The organism is Oryzihumus sp., assembly GCF_054325275.1.
Map to the genome: position 1 here is coordinate 1 of NZ_JBTCWL010000019.1, position 19,519 is coordinate 19,519.

General features: G+C 72.6%; 19 protein-coding genes. 12 read left to right on the forward strand and 7 right to left on the reverse strand.

Annotated features, from left to right (window positions below):
* Nucleotides 1–143 precede the first annotated feature (143 nt).
* Nucleotides 144–911 (reverse strand): C40 family peptidase, encoded by a 768-nt coding sequence (locus tag ACXVGS_RS06785; protein WP_458529681.1) that lies wholly within the window; start codon nucleotides 909–911, stop codon nucleotides 144–146.
* A gap of 20 nt (nucleotides 912–931) precedes the next feature.
* Here ACXVGS_RS06785 and ACXVGS_RS06790 point away from each other — a divergent pair, with 20 nt between their 5' ends.
* Nucleotides 932–1,762, forward strand: coding sequence for a serine hydrolase (locus tag ACXVGS_RS06790; protein WP_458532309.1), 831 nt, complete (start codon nucleotides 932–934; stop codon nucleotides 1,760–1,762).
* On the opposite strand, the gene ACXVGS_RS06795 is transcribed toward ACXVGS_RS06790, so the two are convergent.
* A complete protein-coding gene (locus ACXVGS_RS06795) occupies nucleotides 1,710–2,123 on the reverse strand; it encodes a VOC family protein (protein WP_458532308.1) in 414 nt (137 codons plus the stop codon). The genes ACXVGS_RS06790 and ACXVGS_RS06795 overlap by 53 nt on opposite strands.
* Complete coding sequence (locus tag ACXVGS_RS06800) at nucleotides 2,120–2,395, reverse strand: hypothetical protein (RefSeq protein ID WP_458529678.1); 276 nt, start codon at nucleotides 2,393–2,395, stop codon at nucleotides 2,120–2,122. Before ACXVGS_RS06800 ends, ACXVGS_RS06795 begins: the two co-directional genes overlap by 4 nt.
* A 128-nt stretch (nucleotides 2,396–2,523) precedes the next feature.
* Between ACXVGS_RS06800 and ACXVGS_RS06805 the strand changes: the two genes are divergently transcribed.
* On the forward strand, nucleotides 2,524–3,048 hold the full coding sequence (locus ACXVGS_RS06805) for a CGNR zinc finger domain-containing protein (RefSeq protein ID WP_458529677.1): 525 nt from the start codon (nucleotides 2,524–2,526) through the stop codon (nucleotides 3,046–3,048).
* Nucleotides 3,049–3,090: 42 nt separating this feature from the next.
* Here the strand turns inward: ACXVGS_RS06805 and ACXVGS_RS06810 are convergent, their stop codons facing one another.
* Entirely contained in the window at nucleotides 3,091–3,753 is a 663-nt protein-coding gene (locus ACXVGS_RS06810) for an MBL fold metallo-hydrolase (RefSeq protein WP_458532307.1), read from the reverse strand.
* Nucleotides 3,754–3,930: 177 nt separating this feature from the next.
* Here ACXVGS_RS06810 and ACXVGS_RS06815 point away from each other — a divergent pair, with 177 nt between their 5' ends.
* From ACXVGS_RS06815 to ACXVGS_RS06825, 3 genes are all read left to right on the forward strand, one after another.
* Nucleotides 3,931–4,572, forward strand: coding sequence for a sensor histidine kinase (locus tag ACXVGS_RS06815; RefSeq protein ID WP_458536767.1), 642 nt, complete (start codon nucleotides 3,931–3,933; stop codon nucleotides 4,570–4,572).
* Between the two features lie 22 nt (nucleotides 4,573–4,594).
* The gene (locus ACXVGS_RS06820) at nucleotides 4,595–5,245 is read left to right on the forward strand and encodes a response regulator (protein ID WP_458529674.1); all 651 of its coding nucleotides are present in this window, start codon (nucleotides 4,595–4,597) and stop codon (nucleotides 5,243–5,245) included.
* A gap of 85 nt (nucleotides 5,246–5,330) precedes the next feature.
* Nucleotides 5,331–6,074 carry a response regulator gene (locus tag ACXVGS_RS06825; protein WP_458529673.1) on the forward strand — a complete coding sequence of 248 codons (744 nt, stop codon included), beginning with the start codon at nucleotides 5,331–5,333 and terminating at the stop codon, nucleotides 6,072–6,074.
* A 36-nt stretch (nucleotides 6,075–6,110) separates the two neighbouring features.
* Here the strand turns inward: ACXVGS_RS06825 and ACXVGS_RS06830 are convergent, their stop codons facing one another.
* Nucleotides 6,111–6,812: a maleylpyruvate isomerase family mycothiol-dependent enzyme gene (locus tag ACXVGS_RS06830; RefSeq protein WP_458536768.1), complete on the reverse strand. Its 702-nt coding sequence runs from the start codon at nucleotides 6,810–6,812 to the stop codon at nucleotides 6,111–6,113.
* Between the two features lie 10 nt (nucleotides 6,813–6,822).
* Nucleotides 6,823–8,628 carry a glycoside hydrolase family 15 protein gene (locus tag ACXVGS_RS06835; protein WP_458533506.1) on the reverse strand — a complete coding sequence of 602 codons (1,806 nt, stop codon included), beginning with the start codon at nucleotides 8,626–8,628 and terminating at the stop codon, nucleotides 6,823–6,825.
* Between the two features lie 121 nt (nucleotides 8,629–8,749).
* On the opposite strand from ACXVGS_RS06835, the gene uvrA reads away from it, so the two are divergent.
* Nucleotides 8,750–11,920 carry an excinuclease ABC subunit UvrA gene (gene uvrA, locus ACXVGS_RS06840; RefSeq protein ID WP_458536769.1) on the forward strand — a complete coding sequence of 1,057 codons (3,171 nt, stop codon included), beginning with the start codon at nucleotides 8,750–8,752 and terminating at the stop codon, nucleotides 11,918–11,920.
* Nucleotides 11,921–11,969: 49 nt separating this feature from the next.
* On the opposite strand, the gene ACXVGS_RS06845 is transcribed toward uvrA, so the two are convergent.
* Nucleotides 11,970–12,791 carry a hypothetical protein gene (locus ACXVGS_RS06845; RefSeq protein WP_458529669.1) on the reverse strand — a complete coding sequence of 274 codons (822 nt, stop codon included), beginning with the start codon at nucleotides 12,789–12,791 and terminating at the stop codon, nucleotides 11,970–11,972.
* A 144-nt stretch (nucleotides 12,792–12,935) separates the two neighbouring features.
* On the opposite strand from ACXVGS_RS06845, the gene ACXVGS_RS06850 reads away from it, so the two are divergent.
* The 6 genes from ACXVGS_RS06850 to gap all read left to right on the forward strand — a co-directional run bounded on the left by ACXVGS_RS06850 (nucleotide 12,936) and on the right by gap (nucleotide 19,518).
* Nucleotides 12,936–13,412 (forward strand): Rieske (2Fe-2S) protein, encoded by a 477-nt coding sequence (locus tag ACXVGS_RS06850; protein WP_458529668.1) that lies wholly within the window; start codon nucleotides 12,936–12,938, stop codon nucleotides 13,410–13,412.
* Between the two features lie 43 nt (nucleotides 13,413–13,455).
* The gene (gene uvrC, locus ACXVGS_RS06855) at nucleotides 13,456–15,489 is read left to right on the forward strand and encodes an excinuclease ABC subunit UvrC (protein WP_458536770.1); all 2,034 of its coding nucleotides are present in this window, start codon (nucleotides 13,456–13,458) and stop codon (nucleotides 15,487–15,489) included.
* A 22-nt stretch (nucleotides 15,490–15,511) separates the two neighbouring features.
* Entirely contained in the window at nucleotides 15,512–16,399 is an 888-nt protein-coding gene (rapZ, locus tag ACXVGS_RS06860) for an RNase adapter RapZ (protein WP_458532668.1), read from the forward strand.
* Complete coding sequence (locus tag ACXVGS_RS06865) at nucleotides 16,396–17,334, forward strand: gluconeogenesis factor YvcK family protein (protein WP_458529665.1); 939 nt, start codon at nucleotides 16,396–16,398, stop codon at nucleotides 17,332–17,334. The genes rapZ and ACXVGS_RS06865 overlap by 4 nt, the downstream gene beginning before the upstream one ends.
* A gap of 67 nt (nucleotides 17,335–17,401) precedes the next feature.
* Nucleotides 17,402–18,382: a DNA-binding protein WhiA gene (gene whiA / locus ACXVGS_RS06870; protein WP_141788518.1), complete on the forward strand. Its 981-nt coding sequence runs from the start codon at nucleotides 17,402–17,404 to the stop codon at nucleotides 18,380–18,382.
* Between the two features lie 128 nt (nucleotides 18,383–18,510).
* Nucleotides 18,511–19,518, forward strand: coding sequence for a type I glyceraldehyde-3-phosphate dehydrogenase (gene gap / locus ACXVGS_RS06875; protein WP_141788517.1), 1,008 nt, complete (start codon nucleotides 18,511–18,513; stop codon nucleotides 19,516–19,518).
* Nucleotide 19,519: the final 1 nt, after the last annotated feature.

Sequence of the window (19,519 nt, forward strand, 5' to 3'; positions counted from 1 at the left end):
CAGGGCCGTCGCGATGACCAGGCGCAGCGCGACCGACCCGGCGGCACCGACCACTGGCACCAGGGTGGCGGCCAGTGCGCCGCCGAACTGCACGGACACGACCGCGGCCACGACCAGCAGCGGCGCGGGCGGCCGGCGGGGCATCAGCTCGTGTGCGGCGCGCCCGGGAAGCGTCCGGCCCCGGCCAGGGTGGCCAGCCGGTCGGCGTCGAGGTCCTCCTCGAGGATCACGCCGAGGCCGTCGTTCTCCGGGGCGTGCAGCATCCGGCCCGGCGCGGTGACGATGCCGACGTGGTGGGCGCGCCGGCCCTCGCGGGCGAAGAAGTAGAGGTCGCCGGGGCGCACCTGTTCCAGCGGCACGGGCTCGCACGCGTCGTGCTGGTCGTCGGCGTCGCGGGGGACCACCACCCCGAGCTCGCGCATGGCGCGGTGGACCAGGCCGGAGCAGTCGAGCCCCTCCGCGGACATGCCGCCCCACAGGTAGCGCAGACCGACGTGCCGTCCCGCCTGCTCGAGGAAGGTCCCCTCGACCCGCGGCGTGGTCACGGTGCCGTCGGTGGCGTGGTCGGGGGCAGCGGCGGCGTCCTCGGGGCGTTCGGCGACGAGGTGGGACAGGGGCACCCATCCCGGGTAGCCGCGGGCGTCCAGGGAGCTCGGCTGCCAGGGGCAGACGACCTCCGCCCAGCCGTCGTCGGAGCGGTCGAGCACAAGGACGGGCTCGCCGCGCTCGAGCTGGGTGAGCACCCGCCCGTGCAGGCCGAGCCGGCCCTCGGGGACGGCGTCGTCGAGCAGGGCGAGCCAGGCCTCGACATCGGGCTGCTCGGCCACGGCGGGGCCGTCGATCTCCCGGGGGGCCCGGGCGCTGGTCCAGAGGGCGGTCACCGGCACGGTGACGTACATGCGGTTCTCCACGCAGGCCATACTCACATGTCGTGCTCGCTGAGGAGATCAGGTCCATCATCCGGCGTGCCCCGGGAACGCTCGGGGTGGTCGTGCAGGACCCCTCCGGCGTGGTCGTGGACCTTGGGGGTGACCGGGTCGTCCCGTCGGCCTCCACCATCAAGGTCCTCGTCCTGGTCGCCGCGCTGCGGCGGGTGGCGGACGGCCGCAGCCGCATGGGGGACCTGCTCGACCTGCCGGCGCCGGCGGACCGGGTCGGGGGGAGCGGGCCCCTGCAGGCGCTGGGCTCGGTCACCCGGCTGCGCCTGGGGGAGCTGCTGGAGCTGATGGTGACGCTGAGCGACAACGACGCCACCAACGTGGTGCTCGACCTGGTCGATCCGGACGAGCTGGCCGCGGTGGCTGCCGAGCTGGGTCTGGCCGACACCCGGCTGCAGCGACGGATGATGGACTTCGCCGCCCGAGACGCCGGTCGGGAGAACCTCACCAGCGCGCGCGACCTCGCCGCGCTCGTGGCGGCGCTGCGACGGGGTGAGGCGTTGCCCCCGCAGCAGACGCGGGACGCGCTCGAGGTGCTGGGCCGTCAGCAGCTGCGCGACGGGCTGCCGGCCCTGCTGCCGGAGGCGGTGGTCTGCGGCAACAAGACCGGCGAGCTGCCCGGGATCCGCCACGACGTCGGCCTGCTGGAGTGCGACGGCCGCTGGGCGGCGGTGGCGGTGACCGCCACCGCCCTGGGCGACGGCCAGGTGGACCACGGCTCGCTGGTGTGGCCGTCCATCGCCGCGGTCGGCGCGGCCGTGGGGGACTGGCTCAGCAGCGGCACAGGCAGAACGGGTGCCCTGCCGGGTCCGCGTAGACCCTGAACGTGCGGGTGTCGCCCGGCTGCGGGTCGGTGATCGGGTCCAGCGGCCGGGCGCCCAGCGCGAGCACCTGCTGGTGCGAGGCGACGAGGTCCGTCACGGCCACGTCGAGGTGCAGCTGCTGGGGCGGGCCGTCCGGCCACGCCGGCGGCTCGTAGCGGGACGCGCGCTGGAAGCCCAGGGAGACCCCGCCCGGCGCGGCCTCCAGGCTCACCCAGGCACCGTCCTCGCCGGAGTCCTCGTCCGAGCTGACCGTGGTGCCGAGCAGGGCGGCGTAGAACTGCGCCAGGGCGCGGGGGTCGGGGCAGTCGAGCACGACGGCGTCGAGCGCTCCGACCCCCACGCCGGTGGTGGGGGTGCTCACGCGGCGCAGCCCATCGGGGAGCTGCCTGCCGGGTGGCCGGTTGCCTGCGCCGTCGTGGTGCTGGCGGCAGCCGCGGCGGCGCGGGCCGCCGTACGGGCCCGGCGGGTCAGGTGCGGAAGGTGCGGAAGGTGCGGAAGGTGGCCACGGCCCAGGGCCTGGAGCCCCAGGAACCGTGCGCTGGCGGCACTGACGGGCAGGGTGTGGTCCGCCCGGCGGTGCAGCTCGTGGATGCGCTCGTCAGCCAGGGCCCGCGTCAGTTCGGGGTTCAGCATGTCGATCTCTCCTCCGGTTCACCGGTCACCGTCTGTGCTAACCGGTGAAATGATGATGGCAGTTACCCTCGCTGTTGCGCAACCACCTTTTCGGCTATGGTGGTTACATGGCAGAAAAGAGCGCAGGCGTGTCCGGAACCCGACCCCTCGTGCTCCTGGATGTCTGCGGGGACCCCGCCGAGCTGCTGGTCGACTTCCTCAACACGCTCGACGTGGACGAGGGCACGGACCTGCTGGCCTCGGCCCAGGCCTGGCAGGGGTGGCTCGAGGCGCATGAGCTCGGCTGCTTCGACGCGGCCACGGGGGAGGAGCTCGCCCAGGCCCGGCAGCTGCGCGACGACCTGCGGGCCCGGGCGGCGGGGGAGCCGTGCGCCCAGGTGCGCGAGGTCGGCATCCAGGTGGCACTGACCGGGGACGGCCAGGTGGAGCTCAGCGCCGCGAACCCCGTGGGCTTCCTCGCGGCCGCCGTGGCCACCGTGGCGATCGAGCAGCGGCTGGACCGCGTGAAGATCTGCCCGGCCGACGACTGCCGGTGGGCCTTCTACGACATTTCGCGCAACCGGTCCCGGCAGTGGTGCTCCATGGAGGTCTGCGGCAACCGCGCCAAGGCGCGGGCCCACCGGGAGCGGCTCGCCGCCCGCGACACGGCCTGACCGCCAGCCCCCGCCGGGTAGGGAGTAGTCAGGACGAAGGTCCTACCAGCCGCGTTCGCGCCACTCCGGCAGGTGCGGGCGCTCCGCGCCCAGGGTGGTGTCCCGGCCATGGCCGGGGTAGACCCAGGTGCGGTCGTCGTAGACGCCGAACACGCGCTGCTCCACGTCGTCGAGCAGCGAGGTGAAGCGGGCCGCGTCCTTGCCGGTGTTGCCCACGCCGCCGGGGAACAGCGAGTCACCGGTGAACAGGTGGGTGCCCCCCTCGGGGTCCCGGTAGGCCAGGGCGACGGACCCGGGCGTGTGCCCGCGGAGGTGGACCACGTCGAGGCTGATCTCCCCGAATGTCACCGAATCACCTTGGTGTAGAAGCTGATCCGGCTTCACCGGCAGGTGCGGGGCGTCCGCCTCGCCCGCCGCTGTCGCCGCACCAGTCGCGGCCACGACCTCGGCCAGGGCCCGGTGGTGGTCCCAGTGCTGGTGGGTGGTGACGACCAGGTCCAGGCCGCCGGTGCCCTCCTTCAGCAGGGCCAGGACCCGCGGGGCGTCGTCGGCCGCGTCGACGAGCATCTGGGCGCCGGTGGCCCGGCAGGTGAGCAGGTAGACGTTGTTGTCCATCGCGGACACGCTTGCCTTGCGGATCGTCAGGGCGGGCAGCTCGCGGGTCTGGCTGGGCCCGCCAGGGGTCACGTCACCGGTGTAAGCCATGAGCCCATCTTGGCAAATGCCTGATCTGTCTCCGGCAAAAGTTTCGCCCGCCAATAGTCACGATTGACTATGGCCCGTCCTCCACGGAGGCACCTAACTTGGCGTAGGTAAGGGCTCCGGACACGCCCGTACGGCCGTGGTCGGTCCCTCCCCCAAGACCTGGGTTGAGGTGCTGAGATGACAACAGCTGTGGTGCACGACCCCTCGCGGGCGCCACTGGCGCAGGGGTCTGACGTCGACACGATCAGGGCCCTGTGCCATGACCTGCGCCAGCCGCTCGCGGCCATCCGTCTCCTGGCCGCCTCGGACGGCGGCGACGTCCGGCGGCGCATGGACGGCATCCTCGAGCAGGCCTCCTGGCTGGCCGAGATGGTCGACGAGGTCCTCGTCGGGGCCAAGTCCGACCTGGCCGAGTACGTCGACGCCGGGCACCTGGCCGAGATGTGCGCCGTGCGTGCCCAGCCCACGGCCGCCGGCGAGGTCAGCTGCGCCCATGACGACACAGCGATCGTGCTGGCCAAGCCGGTCGCGCTGAGTCGGGCCATCGGCTGCCTGGTCGACAACGCCGTGCGCGCTGCCGGCGAGGGCGGTCACGTCCTCGTCTCGGTGCAGCAGTCCCTCGGGGTCGTGACGGTGACCGTGAGTGACGACGGGCCCGGTCTCGGGCACGTCGCCTCGCGCACCTCGCTCGGCCTCACGATCACCCGCGCCCTCGTCGCCTCGTGCGGCGGGCGGTTCGAGCTGGTTCCCGGTGAGTCCCGGGGCGCCGTTGCCCGGATCACGCTGCCCGCCGTCGCCCCCGCTGCGGCTGCTTCCTGAGAGATTGGTCCGGTGATGTGTCGTGCGTCTCGTCGTCTGCGATGACCACAGGCTGCTGCTCGAGGCGCTGAGCCTCGCCCTCGGCGAGAGCGGCCAGGAGGTGCTGGCCATGGCGGTCAACACCACCGATGCGGTGGCCGCGGTGCGCGAGCACCAGCCAGACGCCGTCCTGCTGGACCTCAACTTCCCTGACGGGACCGCCCTGGGGTCGATCAGCGACCTGCGGCAGGCCTGTCCCACCGCCAAGATCGTCATCCTGTCCGCCTCGGCGGACCACAGCGTGGTGGCCGAGGCGATCGCCCAGGGCGCGCACGGCTTCATCGGCAAGGACCGCCCGGTGGCCGACATCGTCGGCGCCCTCGAGCAGGCCCGGCGCGGCCAGACGGCGGTGGACCCGGTGCTGCTGCAGCAGGCCCTGCGCCCGCGCCCGGCGGTGGACGACCCGCTGTGGGTGCTGAAGTTCCTGACCGACCGTGAGTGGGAGGTCATGCGCTGCATCATGGACGGCCAGTCCACCGACGAGATGGCCGAGAGCCTCGGGGTGCGCCGCAGCACCGCCCGGACCCACGTCCAGAACCTGCTCGCCAAGCTCGGTGTGCACTCCCGCCTCCAGGTCGCAGCCCTGATGACCGCCCACGGCACCCCCGAGATGTGGCCTCCGCGGATGCGCTGAGGCGATCCCCCCGTGCATCTGCATGAGGCGACGGTCCCTCCTTCGCCTGATCTGCGCAGATGCCGTCTCCCACAGGCTGTACACCATGGCCGCACAGACAATCAGGGTGCTCGTGGTCGACGACCACCCGGTGTTCGCAGAGGCGCTGGCCCAGTTCCTCGGGTCGCAGCCGGACTTCGAACCGGTGGGTACGGCGTCGACCGCTGACCAGGCGCTGCGCGTGATGCAGGAGCACCCCGTCGACGTGGTGACCCTTGACCTCGACCTCGCGGGTGAGGACGGGCTCGAGCTGGGGCGCAAGATCGCCGCGCAGTACCCCGAGACCGCGCTGGTGGTGGTCACGGGGGCCCGCGACACCAGCCGGATGCTGGAGGCGGTCCAGGTCGGGGCGCGGGGCTGGGTCACCAAGGACGGTGAGATCGAGGGCCTGGTCTCGGCCCTGCGGGGTGCTGCCCGCGGCGAGACGCACGTGCCCGCGGCGATGCTGCAGCGCATGCTCAACGGCCTCGCCGGCGGGGGACGGGAGCTGTCCGCGGAGGGGGAGGCGGTCGAGCGGCTGACGCCGCGCGAGCGGGAGGTCCTGCGATGTCTCATGCAGGGCATGGCCCGCAAGCAGATCGGGGAGCTGCTGCAGGTGTCGCCGAACACCGTGCGGACCCACGTCCAGAGCATCCTGCACAAGCTCGAGGTGCACTCGGCGCTCACCGCCGTCGCGCTGGCCCGCCGGGGGGGCCTGGACGAGGAGCCCACGGGAGGCGGGACTGGAGGCGCGGGCGGGGGCAACCACCCCACGGGCCACCACGCCCCGATGGCCGGCCGCAGCGGCTGACCCGCTCGGGCCCGCCGACGCCCCTTTCGCGCGGCGTCAGCCCCAGGACGGCGGGGCGGGGACCGGGCGGTCGCTGGACAGGCCCAGGTCCACGCCCCGTGCCAGCCAGGCCAGCAGCGCGGCGTCGGTGCCGGTGACCACCTGCCCGCCGCTGCCGACGGTCCACTCACCACCCTCACGGGAGCGCAGCGTCAGGGACAGGTCCCGGGCGTGCAGCCGGCCGATGGCGTGGTCGACCGACCGGCGCACGAACCCGGGGTCGGCGTCGGCGAAGCCGTATCCGGCGCGGAGGTCGACGTGGTGGAACACCACCTCGCGCAGCCGCAGGGTCGGCAGGGACCCGCCGCTGACGCGCACCCCGCCGCGCATCTCCACCTCGGCCGCCTCCGGCTCGCCCTCCAGCTCCGGCGCGGCGGCGGCGAACCGGGCCGCCGACGCCTCGAGGTCAGCCAGGATCGCGCTCAGCGGTCGCCGGGCGCCGTCCTCGATGTCGGCGTCGCGGGCCTCGGGGGAGGCGTACATGGGTGTCGGCTCCCCGGTCACCGCCCAGTGCACGAGATGGCCCAGGGCGTCGGCGTTGCGGGCAAGGTGGGACAGGACGTGCGCCCGCGACCACCCCTCGCACAGGCTGCCCTGACGCACCGAGACCTCGTCCAGGGCCGACGCGGTGCGCAGCAGGGCGGCGGTCTCGACCTCGAGCAGCGCGAGGTTGTCGGCCAGGTGCGAGGTGGCAGCCATGGCGCTCAACCTAGCTGCCGCCGAACGGCCGCGCGCGCTCCGGCGAGCCGTCGCGCAGGGTCATCGCCGCGCCGATGAGGGCCAGGTGCGAGAAGGCCTGCGGGAAGTTGCCGACCATGCGCTCGCGGACCGGGTCGTACTCCTCGGCGAGCAGCCCCAGGTCGTTGGCCAGGCCGACGAGCCGGCCCATCAGCGCCTCGGCCTCGGCCCGGCGGCCGGCGAGCGCGTAGGCCGAGACCAGCCAGAAGGAGCAGGCCAGGAACGGGTGCTCGTCCCCGCTGAGGCCGTCGACGCCGCTCTGCGTGCGGTAGCGCAGCACCAGACCCTCGTGCATCAGGTCCTCCTCGACGGCCCGGATCGTGCCCAGCACGCGCGGGTCGTTCCCGGGCAGAAAGCCGACCGCGGGGATGAGCAGCAGGGAGGCGTCGACCTCGCAGGTGTCGTAGTGCTGCACGAAGGTGCCGCGCTCGGCGTCGAAACCGCGCTCGAGGACCTCGCGGTGCACCTCGTCGCGGATGGCGCGCCACTGGTCCACCGGCCCGGACAGGCCGTGCCGCTCCACCGCCGACACCGCGGCGTCGAAGGCCGCCCAGACCATGACCCGCGAGTGGGTGAACTGCCGCTGCGGTCCGCGGATCTCCCACAGGCCGTTGTCCGGCTCGTCCCAGTGCTCGGCCAGCTCCTCCACGAGCGCGCTCTGCAGCGCCCAGGAGTCCTCGGTCTCCTTCAGCCCCATCCGGCGGGCCTGCTCCAACGCGGCCATGACCTCGCCGAGCACGTCGGTCTGCCGCTGCTCCACGGCGCCGTTGCCGACCCGCACCGGCCGGGACCCGGCGTAGCCGGGCAGGTGGTCCAGCTCGCGCTCGGGCAGCTCGCGGCCGCCGTCCACCGCATACATGATCTGCATGTCGGCGGGGTCGCCCGCGATGGCGCGCAGCAGCCAGCCGCGCCAGAGCAGGGTCTCCTCCAGGTAGCCCGAGCCGAGCAGGGCCTGCAGGGTCAGCGAGGCGTCCCGCAGCCAGCAGTAGCGGTAGTCCCAGTTGCGGTGGCCGCCGAAGTCCTCCGGGAGGGAGGTCGTCGGGGCGGCGACGATGCCGCCGGTGCCCGCGTGGGTGAGCAGCCGCAGCACCAGCAGGGAGCGCACCACCGCCTCCCGCCACGGGCCGGTGTGGTCGCAGTTGCCGGCCCAGTGCTCCGAGCGCGCCAGCGTCTCGGCGATCCGCTCGTCGACGTCGAGCGGCTCGGGCACGGGGTGGTGGGACTTGAACCAGGTCGTGGAGAAGGTCAGCTCGTCACCGGCGGCGACCTCGAACTCGTCGACGTGGTGGCCGTCCTCGGGCTGGGGCAGCCGGTCCCCGCGCAGCACGAGCATGTCCGGCCCGGCGATCGCCGAGATCCACTCGTGGCCGTGGTCGTCCTTGTGCCGGTTCACCCACGGGCGGACCTTGCCGTAGGAGAAGCGCACCACCCACTCGTGCCGCACCCGGACCGTGCCCGAGACACCCTGCACGCGGCGGACGATGTCGGCGCGGCCGTCGCCGAGCGGCATGACGTCGGTGACCCGGACCACCCCGGTGTCGGTCTCGTGGGTGGTCTCCAGCACGAAGCTGGACCCCAGGTAGCGCCTGGTGGTGCGCGCCGCCTCGACCGGGCCGAGCAGCCAGCGGCCGTGCTCGGGGGTGCCGAGCAGCGCGGCGAAGCAGGCGGGGGAGTCGAAGCGCGGCAGGCACAGCCAGTCCACCGAGCCGTCGCGCCCGACGAGTGCGGCGGTGCCGGTGTCGCCGAGCAGGGCATAGTCCTCGATCGGGAGTGCCATGCCCGGACTGTATGCCGTGTGGCTGGAGCGCCGCCCGGCACGCCGGCGGGCGGCGCGTCGCCGCAGGTCTCGGGGGTGCCCGGCGGGCGCGGGGGTGGGTATGTCGGCCGGGGCACCTAGCATGGCGGACGTGCCCGAAGTGACCACTCGCCATACCCATGACCGCCTGATCGTGCGCGGTGCGCGCGAGCACAACCTCAAGGACGTCTCGGTCGACCTGCCGCGCGACAGCCTCGTCGTGTTCACCGGCCTGTCCGGCTCCGGCAAGTCCTCGCTGGCGTTCGACACGATCTTCGCGGAGGGGCAGCGGCGCTACGTCGAGTCCCTGTCGGCCTACGCCCGGCAGTTCCTCGGGCAGATGGACAAGCCCGACGTCGACTTCATCGAGGGCCTGAGCCCGGCGGTCTCGATCGACCAGAAGTCCACCAACCGCAACCCGCGCTCCACGGTCGGCACGATCACCGAGGTCTACGACTACCTGCGCCTGCTGTTCGCCCGCGCCGGGCGGCCGCACTGCCCGGTGTGCGGCGAGCCGGTCACCCGGCAGACCCCGCAGCAGATCGTCGACCGGCTGCTCGAGCTGCCCGAGCGCACCCGCTTCCAGGTGCTCGCGCCGGTCGTCCAGGCGCGCAAGGGCGAGTTCGTCGACCTGTTCGCCGAGCTGCAGACCAAGGGCTTCTCCCGGGCTCGGGTCGACGGCGAGGTCATCACCCTCACCGAGCCGCCCAAGCTGGAGAAGCAGAAGAAGCACACCATCGAGGTGGTCATCGACCGGCTCGTGGCCAAGGGCGACGACGCCGGCGCCAAGCGGCGGCTGACCGACTCGGTGGAGACCGCGCTGTCGCTGACCGGCGGGGTGCTCATCGTCGACTTCGTCGACCTTGACGCCAGGGACCCGGAGCGGGAGCGTCGCTTCTCCGAGAAGATGGCCTGCCCCAACAACCACCCGCTGGCCATCGACGAGGTCGAGCCGCGCTCGTTCTCGTTCAACAGCCCGTTCGGTGCCTGCCCCAAGTGCACCGGCCTGGGCACCGAGCTCGAAGTCGACCCCGAGCTGCTCGTGCCCGACGAGGACCTGTCCATCCGCGACGGCGCGATCGCGCCGTGGGCGCAGGGGTCCGGCTCGGCCGACTACTTCCTGCGGGTCATCGGCGCGCTCGCCGAGGACCTGAAGTTCAGCCTCGACAAGCCGTGGCACTCCCTGCCCGAGCGGGCCCGTGACGCGCTGCTCTACGGGCAGGACTACAAGGTCCACGTCAAGTACCGCAACCGTTACGGCCGCGACCGGTCCTACACGACCGGCTTCGAGGGCGTGGTGCCGTTCGTCAAGCGCCGCCACGCCGAGACCGACTCGGACTGGAGCCGGGAGCGCTACGAGGGCTACATGCGCGAGGTGCCCTGCCCCGAGTGCAAGGGCGCCCGCCTCAAGCCGGAGTCCCTGGCGGTCCTCGTCGGCGGCCGCAGCATCTCCGAGGTCTGCGCGCTCGCGATCGCCGACTGCGCGCAGTTCCTCCAGGGGGTGGAGTTCACCTCTCGCGAGCGGCAGATCGCCGAGCGGGTGATCAAGGAGATCGAGGCCCGGCTGGGCTTCCTGCTCGACGTCGGCCTGGACTACCTCTCGCTCGACCGGCCGGCAGGCACCCTCTCCGGCGGCGAGGCCCAGCGCATCCGCCTGGCCACCCAGATCGGGTCGGGCCTGGTCGGCGTGCTCTACGTCCTCGACGAGCCGTCGATCGGCCTGCACCAGCGCGACAACCACCGGCTCATCGAGACGCTGACCCGGCTGCGCGACCTGGGCAACACCCTCATCGTCGTCGAGCACGACGAGGACACCATCGCGACCGCCGACTGGGTCGTCGACATCGGCCCCGGCGCCGGTGAGCACGGCGGCCACGTGGTCCACTCCGGCCCGGTCGCCGACCTGCTGACCCACCCCGACTCGATCACCGGCGCCTACCTGTCGGGCCGCCGTGAGATCGAGGTGCCCGAGCTGCGGCGGCCGCAGGAGAAGGGCCGCGAGGTCACCGTGGTCGGGGCGCGCGAGCACAACCTCGACGGCGTCGACGTCAGCTTCCCGCTCGGCAACCTCGTCGCGGTGACGGGCGTGTCCGGCTCGGGCAAGTCGACCTTGGTCAACGACATCCTCTACAACGTCCTGGCCAACAAGCTCAACGGCGCCCGCCACGTGCCCGGCCGGCACAAGACGGTCAAGGGCCTCGAGCACCTCGACAAGGTCGTCCACGTCGACCAGAGCCCCATCGGGCGCACCCCGCGGTCCAACCCGGCCACCTACACCGGGGTCTTCGACAACATGCGCAAGCTGTTCGCCGAGACCACCGAGGCCAAGATCCGCGGCTACATGCCGGGCCGGTTCTCGTTCAACGTCAAGGGCGGTCGCTGCGACGCGTGCTCCGGCGACGGCACGATCAAGATCGAGATGAACTTCCTGCCCGACGTCTACGTCCCGTGCGAGGTCTGCCACGGCGCGCGCTACAACCGCGAGACGCTCGAGGTGCATTTCAAGGGCAAGACGATCGCCGACGTCCTCGACATGCCGATCGAGGAGGCCGCGGAGTTCTTCGAGGCCGTGCCGGCGATCTCGCGCCACCTCAAGACCCTCGTCGACGTCGGCCTGGGCTACGTCCGCCTCGGCCAGCCCGCGCCGACCCTCTCCGGCGGTGAGGCCCAGCGGGTCAAGCTCGCCTCCGAGCTGCAGAAGCGCTCGACCGGGCGCACGATCTACGTCCTCGACGAGCCGACCACCGGCCTGCACTTCGAGGACATCCGCAAGCTGCTCGGGGTGCTCCAGGGCCTGGTGGACAAGGGCAACACGGTCATCGTCATCGAGCACAACCTCGACGTGATCAAGAACGCCGACTGGATCGTCGACATGGGTCCCGAAGGCGGTCACCGGGGCGGCCAGGTCGTCGCCACGGGCACGCCGGAGGACGTCGCCTCCCACGAGGAGAGCCACACCGGGCGGTTCCTCGCCCCGATCCTGGCCCGCAGCGCGCGGACACCGGGACGGGCCACGGGGTCCGCGGTCACGGCCTCAGGCAAGGCCGGTGCACCGGCCCGGGGCGGCGCCACGGCGCCCAAGACCGTGGCCGCGGCCCGGGCCTCCTCGCGCAAGACGGCCACCTCGTCGGCGACCTCGCCGGCCCGGAAGGCGACCGCTGCGAAGACCGGGGCCGCGAAGTCCGGGGTTGCGAAGTCCGGGTTTGCGAAGTCCGGCATCGCGAAGGCGACCGCCAAGAAGGCGGCGACCAGGGCTACCCGCCCGAAGTCCTGAGCACCCAGGTGTCCTGAGCACTCCGGGCGCCGCGGCGCCCCGGGTCGGTCTACGACTCGGGGTGCTTGCGGCGCTCCCGCGGCGGCGGGGAGATCTGCTGGCGCACCAGCGAGAACGCCTCGGTGGGCCACTCGATCCCCGGGGCGCGCTTGCGCAGCTCCCACTCGGCGAGGTCCACGAGCCGCACCGCCGACTCCGGCAGGTCCAGCGACAGGGCATCGTCGAGCTCGGCGCCCAGCAGCGGGTGCACCCGCTCGAACCGGCGGGTCGGCTCCAGCGAGTCCAGCAGCCCGGCGTTGGCGCTGACCACGTGCCGGTTGAGCAGCACCAGCAGGTGGCGGACGGCGGCGCTCTGCACCAGGGCCCGGCCGCTGAGCTTCTCCCCGCGGCGCCAGCGCCCGACGCCGACGAGGACGTTGGTGAGGAACTGCCCGACGAGGTACTCGTCGGTCTCGGCCTCCTTGTCCACCACCGCGCTCGTGGCGGCCGCCACGGCCGCCAGCCGTTCGGTGACGTCCGCGCGGTCCAGCAGCACGCGATACCGGTTGACGCGGGCGAGGGCGAGCTCGTCCGGCTCGAACACGGCCAGCTCCAGCAGGTGGCCGCTGTCGTAGAGGACCTTCAGGCCGTGGGCGGTCTCCCGGAAGCTGAACGAGATCCGCTCACTGTCCGGCAGCCAGGACAGGTCGCTGCGCAGCATCTCCGCGGCGCCGAGCCTGGTGACCACGAAGAAGTCGTGGTCGCTGTGCCGGTCGGGCGCGTAGTCGCGCAGGGCCATCGACCCGAGCGCCACCAGGCCCAGGACCTCCGGTCGTCCCCCGAGCGACTCCGTGAGGGAGTCGGTGAACCCCTGGTACTCCGCGAGCTCCATGGGGACAACTGTCCCCGATGCGCGCCCGTCCGGACAGAGCCTGCGCACAGGAAATCGTGCGCGGGAGTGGGTGAACCACAGGCAGGGTGTCTACGTTGTCCCCGACAGTCGCCGGCGTCGCCGGCACGGACCCGGGAGGCTGCAGTGACCGAGCTCGACCACCAGACCCCTGTCGAGGCCTGCGCAGGCTGTCTCGCCCGCCGCACCGTCCTGCGTGGCGCGGGCGCCATCGGCGCCGTGGTCGCCGGAGCGGCAGCCCTGGCCGCGTGCGGCAGCGCGGGCGAGGCTGCGTCCTCCGCCGCGTCGCAGGCCGTCGGCTCCGCCACCGACGCCGCGAAGAACGCGGTCAAGTCCGCGCAGGTCCCGGTCGGTGGGGGCAAGGTGCTGGCCGACGCCAAGGTGGTCATCACCCAGCCGGCGTCCGGGGAGTTCAAGGCGTTCTCGGCCGTGTGCACCCACCAGGGCTGCATCGTCGCCGACGTCTCCGGCGGCACGATCAACTGCGGCTGCCACGGCAGCCAGTACGACATCGCCACGGGCGCGGTGAAGCGCGGCCCGGCGACCGCCCCGCTGGCGCCCAAGAGCGTCAAGGTCAGCGCCGACGGGATCACCGTCACCTGAGGCGGCGACGGGGTCGGTCGGTCCCGCCTCATAGGGTGGGGGCGTGGCCGACCCCTCGTCCTACCGTCCCAAGCCGGGGGAGATCCCTGTCGACCCGGGCGTCTACCGCTTCCGCGACGCCACCGGGCGGGTCATCTACGTCGGCAAGGCCAAGTCGCTGCGCTCGCGCCTTTCCTCCTACTTCCAGGACATCGCCGCGCTGCACCCGCGCACCCGCACGATGGTCACCACCGGCGCCAGCGTCGAGTGGACCGTCGTCAGCAACGAGGTCGAGGCGCTGCAGCTGGAGTACTCCTGGATCAAGGAGTTCGACCCGCGCTTCAACGTCAAGTACCGCGACGACAAGTCCTACCCCTACCTCGCGGTGACGATGGGCGAGGAGTTCCCGTGGGCCCAGGTGCTGCGCGGCGCCAAGCGCAGGGGCACCCGCTACTTCGGCCCCTACGCCCACGCCTGGGCCATCCGCGAGACCCTCGACCTGCTGCTGCGGGTGTTCCCCATGCGCACCTGCAGCGGCGGGGTGTTCAAGCGCGCCGGCCAGGTGGGCCGGCCCTGCCTGCTCGGCTACATCGACAAGTGCTCGGCGCCCTGCGTCGGCCGGGTCAGCGAGCAGGAGCACCGCGCCATCGCCGAGGACTTCTGCGACTTCATGGCCGGCAACACCACCAAGTTCGTCAAGCGCCTCGAACAGCGCATGAAGGACGCGGCCGCCGAGATGGACTACGAGCAGGCGGCCCGGCTCCGCGACGACATCGGCGCGCTGCAGCGGGCGCTGGAGAAGTCCGCGGTGGTCCTCGGCGACGCCACCGACGCCGACGTGTTCGCCCTGGCCGACGACGAGCTCGAGGCCGCCGTGCAGGTGTTCCACGTCCGGGGCGGCCGCGTGCGCGGCCAGCGCGGCTGGGTGGTCGAGAAGGACGACGAGGCCGTGCCCGACCTGGTTGAGCACCTCCTGCAGCAGGTGTATGGCGGGGAGTCACCAGAGGGGGTCCCGCGCGAGGTCCTCGTCCCCGTCCTGCCCGAGGACGCTGCCCACCTCGGCCAGTGGCTGACCGGGCTGCGCGGTGCGCAGGTCGACCTGCGGGTGCCGCAGCGGGGCGACAAGCGCGCCCTGATGGACACCGTGCGGCGCAACGCCGAGCAGTCCCTGGCCCGGCACAAGGTCGCCCGCGCCGGCGACCTCACCGCGCGCAGCCTCGCCCTCGAGGAGCTGCAGCAGACCCTCGAGCTGCCCGACGCGCCGCTGCGCATCGAGTGCTTCGACGTCAGCCACATCCAGGGCACCCAGGTCGTCGCGTCGATGGTGGTCTTCGAGGACGGCCTGCCGCGCAAGTCCGAGTACCGCCGGTTCATCGTGCGTGGCGCCGCGGGCGCCGACGGCGGGGGAGCGGACGGCGCAGCCGCCGACGGCCCGGTCCAGGTGGACGACACCGCCGCGATGCGCGAGGTGCTGACCCGCCGGTTCCGGCGCTACCTCGACGACCGCTCCGAGGCCACCGACCTCGAGGTCGACGACCGGCTCGGTGAGGACGAGGACGGCCCGGCCGGCGCGCGGATCGACCCCGACACCGGGCGGCCGCGCCGGTTCGCCTACCCGCCCAACCTCGTCGTGGTCGACGGCGGCCTGCCGCAGGTCAACGCCGCCCAGGCGGTGCTCGACGAGCTCGGCATCGACGACGTCGCCCTCGTCGGCCTGGCCAAGCGGCTCGAGGAGGTCTGGGTGCCCGGGCAGGACTTCCCGGTGATCCTGCCGCGGACCAGCGAGGGCCTCTACCTGTTGCAGCGGCTGCGCGACGAGGCGCACCGGTTCGCGATCACCTTCCACCGGCAGCGGCGGTCCAAGGCGATGACCAGCAGCGTGCTGGACACCATCCCGGGGCTTGGCGCCACGCGGCGCAAGGCGCTGCTCAAGCACTTCGGGTCGGTCAAGAAGGTCCGGGCCGCAACGGAGGAGGAGATTCGCGCGGTTCCCGGCATCGGACCCGCGCTTGCTGCCACGATTCATACGACGCTGGCTGCCGAGCAGCAGACCGCGACGCCGGCGGTCAACGTGACCACCGGTGAGGTGCTGGACTGATGACGTGCAAAGGGGAGCACACGTGAGTGACACAGGCGGGCCCGCCAACGCGCCGACGGACGTGGTGGTACTCACCGGCATGAGCGGCGCCGGGCGGTCCACGGCAGCCAACGTGCTCGAGGACCTCGGCTGGTACGTCGTCGACAACCTCCCGCCCCAGATGATCCTGCCCATGGCCGAGCTCGCCGAGCACTCCCGCGGCGGGGTCTCCCAGCTCGCCGTCGTCGTCGACGTGCGCAGCCGCACCTTCTTCACGGCCCTGCGCGAGGCGCTGCAGACCCTGCGCAGCCGGGGCTGGAAGCCCAACGTCGTGTTCGTCGACGCCACCGACGAGGCGCTCGTGCGCCGGTTCGAGAGCGTGCGACGGCCGCACCCGTTGCAGGGCCACGGCCGGCTGCTCGACGGCATCACCCGGGAGCGCACGCTGCTCGGCGACCTGCGCTCCGAGGCCGACATCCTCATCGACACCTCGGGGCTGAACGTCCACCAGCTCTCCGCCAAGGTCTCCCAGGTGTTCGCCATCGAGGGCGGCCCGCGCCTGCGCCTCGCGGTGATGTCGTTCGGCTTCAAGTACGGCATCCCGCTCGACGCCGACCTCGTCTTCGACATGCGCTTCCTGCCCAACCCGTTCTGGGTGCCCGAGCTGCGCTCCCAGACCGGCAAGGACGCCCCGGTGGCCGACTACGTCATGAGCCAGCCGGGCGCCAAGGAGTTCGTCGACCGGGTCGTGGACCTCATGGACCCGGTGGTCGGCGGCTACCTGCGTGAGGGCCGGCGCTACGTCACCCTCGCGGTCGGCTGCACCGGCGGCAAGCACCGCTCCGTCGCCGTGGCCGAGGCGCTGGCCGCCCGGCTCTCCTCCGACGAGGTGGCCACGATCCTGGTGCACCGAGACCTGGGCCGCGAGTGAGCGGGCCCTCCGTCGTCGCCCTGGGCGGAGGCCACGGCCTGGCCGCCTCCCTGGCGGCCCTGCGGCACGTCACCGACCACATCACCGCCGTCGTCACGGTCGCCGATGACGGCGGCTCCAGCGGCCGGCTGCGCCGGGAGTTCGACGTGCTCCCGCCCGGCGACCTGCGGATGGCGCTGTCCGCGCTCACCGAGGACACCGAGTGGGGCCACCTGTGGCGGGACGTGCTCCAGCACCGCTTCCACGGGGACGGTGAGCTCGGCGGCCACGCCCTGGGCAACCTGCTCATCGTCTCGCTGTGGGAGCAGCTCGGTGACACCGTCACCGGCCTGGACATGGTCGGCCGGCTGCTCAACGCCCGTGGCCGGGTGCTGCCGATGGCGGCCGTGCCGCTGACCATCCGCGCCGACGTGATGGGCGAGGACCCGGCGCGGCCCTTGGACATCAGCGTGGTCACGGGCCAGGTCGAGGTGGCCACCACCACGGGGCGGGTGCTGAGCATCAGCCTCGACCCGGAGGCGCCACCGGCGTGCGACGAGGCGGTGTCCGCGGTCGACGAGGCGGACTGGGTCGTCCTGGGGCCGGGGTCCTGGTTCACCTCGGTCATGCCCCACCTGCTCGTGCCGGGGCTGCGCGACGCGATCGTCGGCACCGGCGCGCGCCGGCTGCTGACCCTGAACCTGCAGATGCACACCGGAGAGACCGAGGGCTTCTCGGCCGAGAACCACCTCGAGGTGCTGGCCGCCCACGCGCCCGACCTGCACCTCGACGTGGTGCTCGCCGACCCGCGGGTGGTCACCGACGAGAAGCTGCTGCGCCGGGTCTGCGAAGACCTCGGGGCCGACCTCGTCGTCGTGCCCGTGGCGGCGACCGACCAGCCCGGCCAGCATGACGAGCTGCGCCTCGCTGCGGCATACCGCGACGTCCTGACCTGACCCCGCCGGCGGGTTTGTTGCCACCTTCGGCCACGACCGGGTGGCACCGGATGGCAGGATGGCCCCCATGGCGATGACGGCGAAGGTGAAGGACGAGCTCAGCCGTCTGCAGGTGACGAAACCGTGCTGCCGCAAGGCAGAAGTGTCGGCCATGCTCCGATTCGCCGGGGGGCTGCACATCGTCGGGGGACGGATCGTCGTGGAGGCCGAGCTCGACACGGCACAGGCGGCGCGACGGCTGCGCAAGGACATCACCGAGGTCTACGGCCACTCCAGCGACGTGATGGTGCTGGCGGCCGGCGGCCTGCGCAAGGGCAGCCGCTACGTCGTGCGCGTCGTCCAGGACGGTGAGGCCCTGGCCCGCCAGACCGGCCTGATCGACACCCGCGGGCGTCCGGTCCGCGGGCTGCCCCCGCGGGTCGTCAGCGGGGCCGTCTGCGACGCCGAGGCGGCCTGGCGCGGCGCGTTCCTCGCCCACGGCTCGCTGACCGAGCCGGGTCGGTCCTCCTCGCTCGAGGTGACCTGCCCCGGCCCCGAGGCGGCGCTGGCGCTGGTCGGTGCGGCGCGCCGGCTCGGCATCCAGAGCAAGGCCCGCGAGGTCCGCGGCGTCGACCGCGTGGTCATCCGCGACGGCGACGCGATCGGGGCGATGCTCACCCGCATGGGCGCCCACGACGCCGTGCTGGCGTGGGAGGAGCGCCGGATGCGCCGCGAGGTGCGCGCCACCGCCAACCGGCTGGCCAACTTCGACGACGCCAACCTGCGCCGCTCGGCGCGCGCGGCGGTCGCGGCCGGTGCCCGGGTCGAGCGCGCGCTGGAGATCCTCGGCGCCGACGTGCCCGACCACCTGCTCGACGCCGGCCGGCTGCGCCTGGAGCACAAGCAGGCCAGCCTCGAGGAGCTCGGCCAGCTGGCGCAGCCGCCGATGACCAAGGACGCCGTCGCCGGGCGGATCCGGCGCCTGCTGGCCATGGCCGACAAGCGCGCCGCCGACCTCGGCATCCCGGGCACCGACGCCAACCTGACGGCCGACATGCTCGACGCCTGAGACTGCGCCGACCACCTGACGTCCTACCCATCGGTATCCCCTAGGGTCGAGGCGTCGTTCAACAGCAGGCTCGCGCCGCGGTGGCCCGGGCCCGTGCACCATGTGATCGAGGAGAGGCTGGACCCCCAGTGACTGTTCGCGTTGGTATCAATGGCTTTGGCCGCATCGGCCGTAACTTCTTCCGCGCCGTCGAGGCATCCGGCGCCGACATCGAGGTGGTCGCCGCCAACGACCTGGGTGACCTCAAGACGATGGCCCACCTGCTGAAGTACGACTCGATCCTCGGTCGCTTCCCCGAGGACGTCTCGGTCGAGGGTGACGGCATCAAGGTTGGCGACAAGACCATCACGATCCTCGCCGAGCGTGACCCGGGCGCCCTGCCCTGGAAGGACCTCGGTGTCGACGTGGTCATCGAGTCGACAGGCTTCTTCACCGACGCCACCAAGGCCCGGGCGCACGTCGACGCCGGCGGGGCCAAGAAGGTCATCATCTCCGCGCCGGCCTCCAACGAGGACTTCACCGTGGTCATGGGCGTCAACCACGCCGACTACGACCCCGAGGCGCACACGGTCATCTCCAACGCCTCCTGCACCACCAACTGCCTGGCGCCGATGGCCAAGGCCATCAACGACGAGTTCGGCATCGTCAAGGGCCTGATGACGACCATCCACGCCTACACCCAGGACCAGAACCTCCAGGACGCGCCGCACAAGGACCTGCGCCGTGCCCGCGCCGCCGCCCTCAACATGGTGCCGACCTCCACCGGCGCCGCGAAGGCGATCGGTCTGGTGCTGCCGGAGCTCAAGGGCAAGCTCGACGGCTACGCCATGCGCGTGCCGCTGCCCACCGGCTCGGCCACCGACCTGACCGTCGAGGTCTCGCGCGAGACGACGGTCGAGGAGGTCAACGCGGCCGTCAAGGCTGCCGCCGAGGGTGCGCTCAAGGGCTTCCTGACCTACAACGAGGACCCGATCGTCTCCACCGACATCGTCACCGACCCCGCGTCCTGCATCTTCGACGCGCCGCTGACCAAGGTCATCGGCAACCAGGTCAAGGTCGTCGGCTGGTACGACAACGAGTGGGGCTACTCCAACCGCCTCGTCGACCTAGTCACCTACGTCGGCAAGCGCCTCTGAG

Bases quoted from the DNA above. Each gene is read 5' to 3' on its own strand.
- ACXVGS_RS06825 (WP_458529673.1), top strand. From the start codon at position 5,331: ATGGCCGCACAGACAATCAGGGTGCTCGTGGTCGACGACCACCCGGTG.
- ACXVGS_RS06800 (WP_458529678.1), bottom strand. From the start codon at position 2,395: ATGCTGAACCCCGAACTGACGCGGGCCCTGGCTGACGAGCGCATCCAC.
- ACXVGS_RS06835 (WP_458533506.1), bottom strand. From the start codon at position 8,628: ATGGCACTCCCGATCGAGGACTATGCCCTGCTCGGCGACACCGGCACC.
- ACXVGS_RS06815 (WP_458536767.1), top strand. From the start codon at position 3,931: ATGACAACAGCTGTGGTGCACGACCCCTCGCGGGCGCCACTGGCGCAG.
- uvrA (WP_458536769.1), top strand. From the start codon at position 8,750: ATGGCGGACGTGCCCGAAGTGACCACTCGCCATACCCATGACCGCCTG.
- ACXVGS_RS06845 (WP_458529669.1), bottom strand. From the start codon at position 12,791: ATGGAGCTCGCGGAGTACCAGGGGTTCACCGACTCCCTCACGGAGTCG.
- ACXVGS_RS06810 (WP_458532307.1), bottom strand. From the start codon at position 3,753: ATGGCTTACACCGGTGACGTGACCCCTGGCGGGCCCAGCCAGACCCGC.
- ACXVGS_RS06830 (WP_458536768.1), bottom strand. From the start codon at position 6,812: ATGGCTGCCACCTCGCACCTGGCCGACAACCTCGCGCTGCTCGAGGTC.
- whiA (WP_141788518.1), top strand. From the start codon at position 17,402: ATGGCGATGACGGCGAAGGTGAAGGACGAGCTCAGCCGTCTGCAGGTG.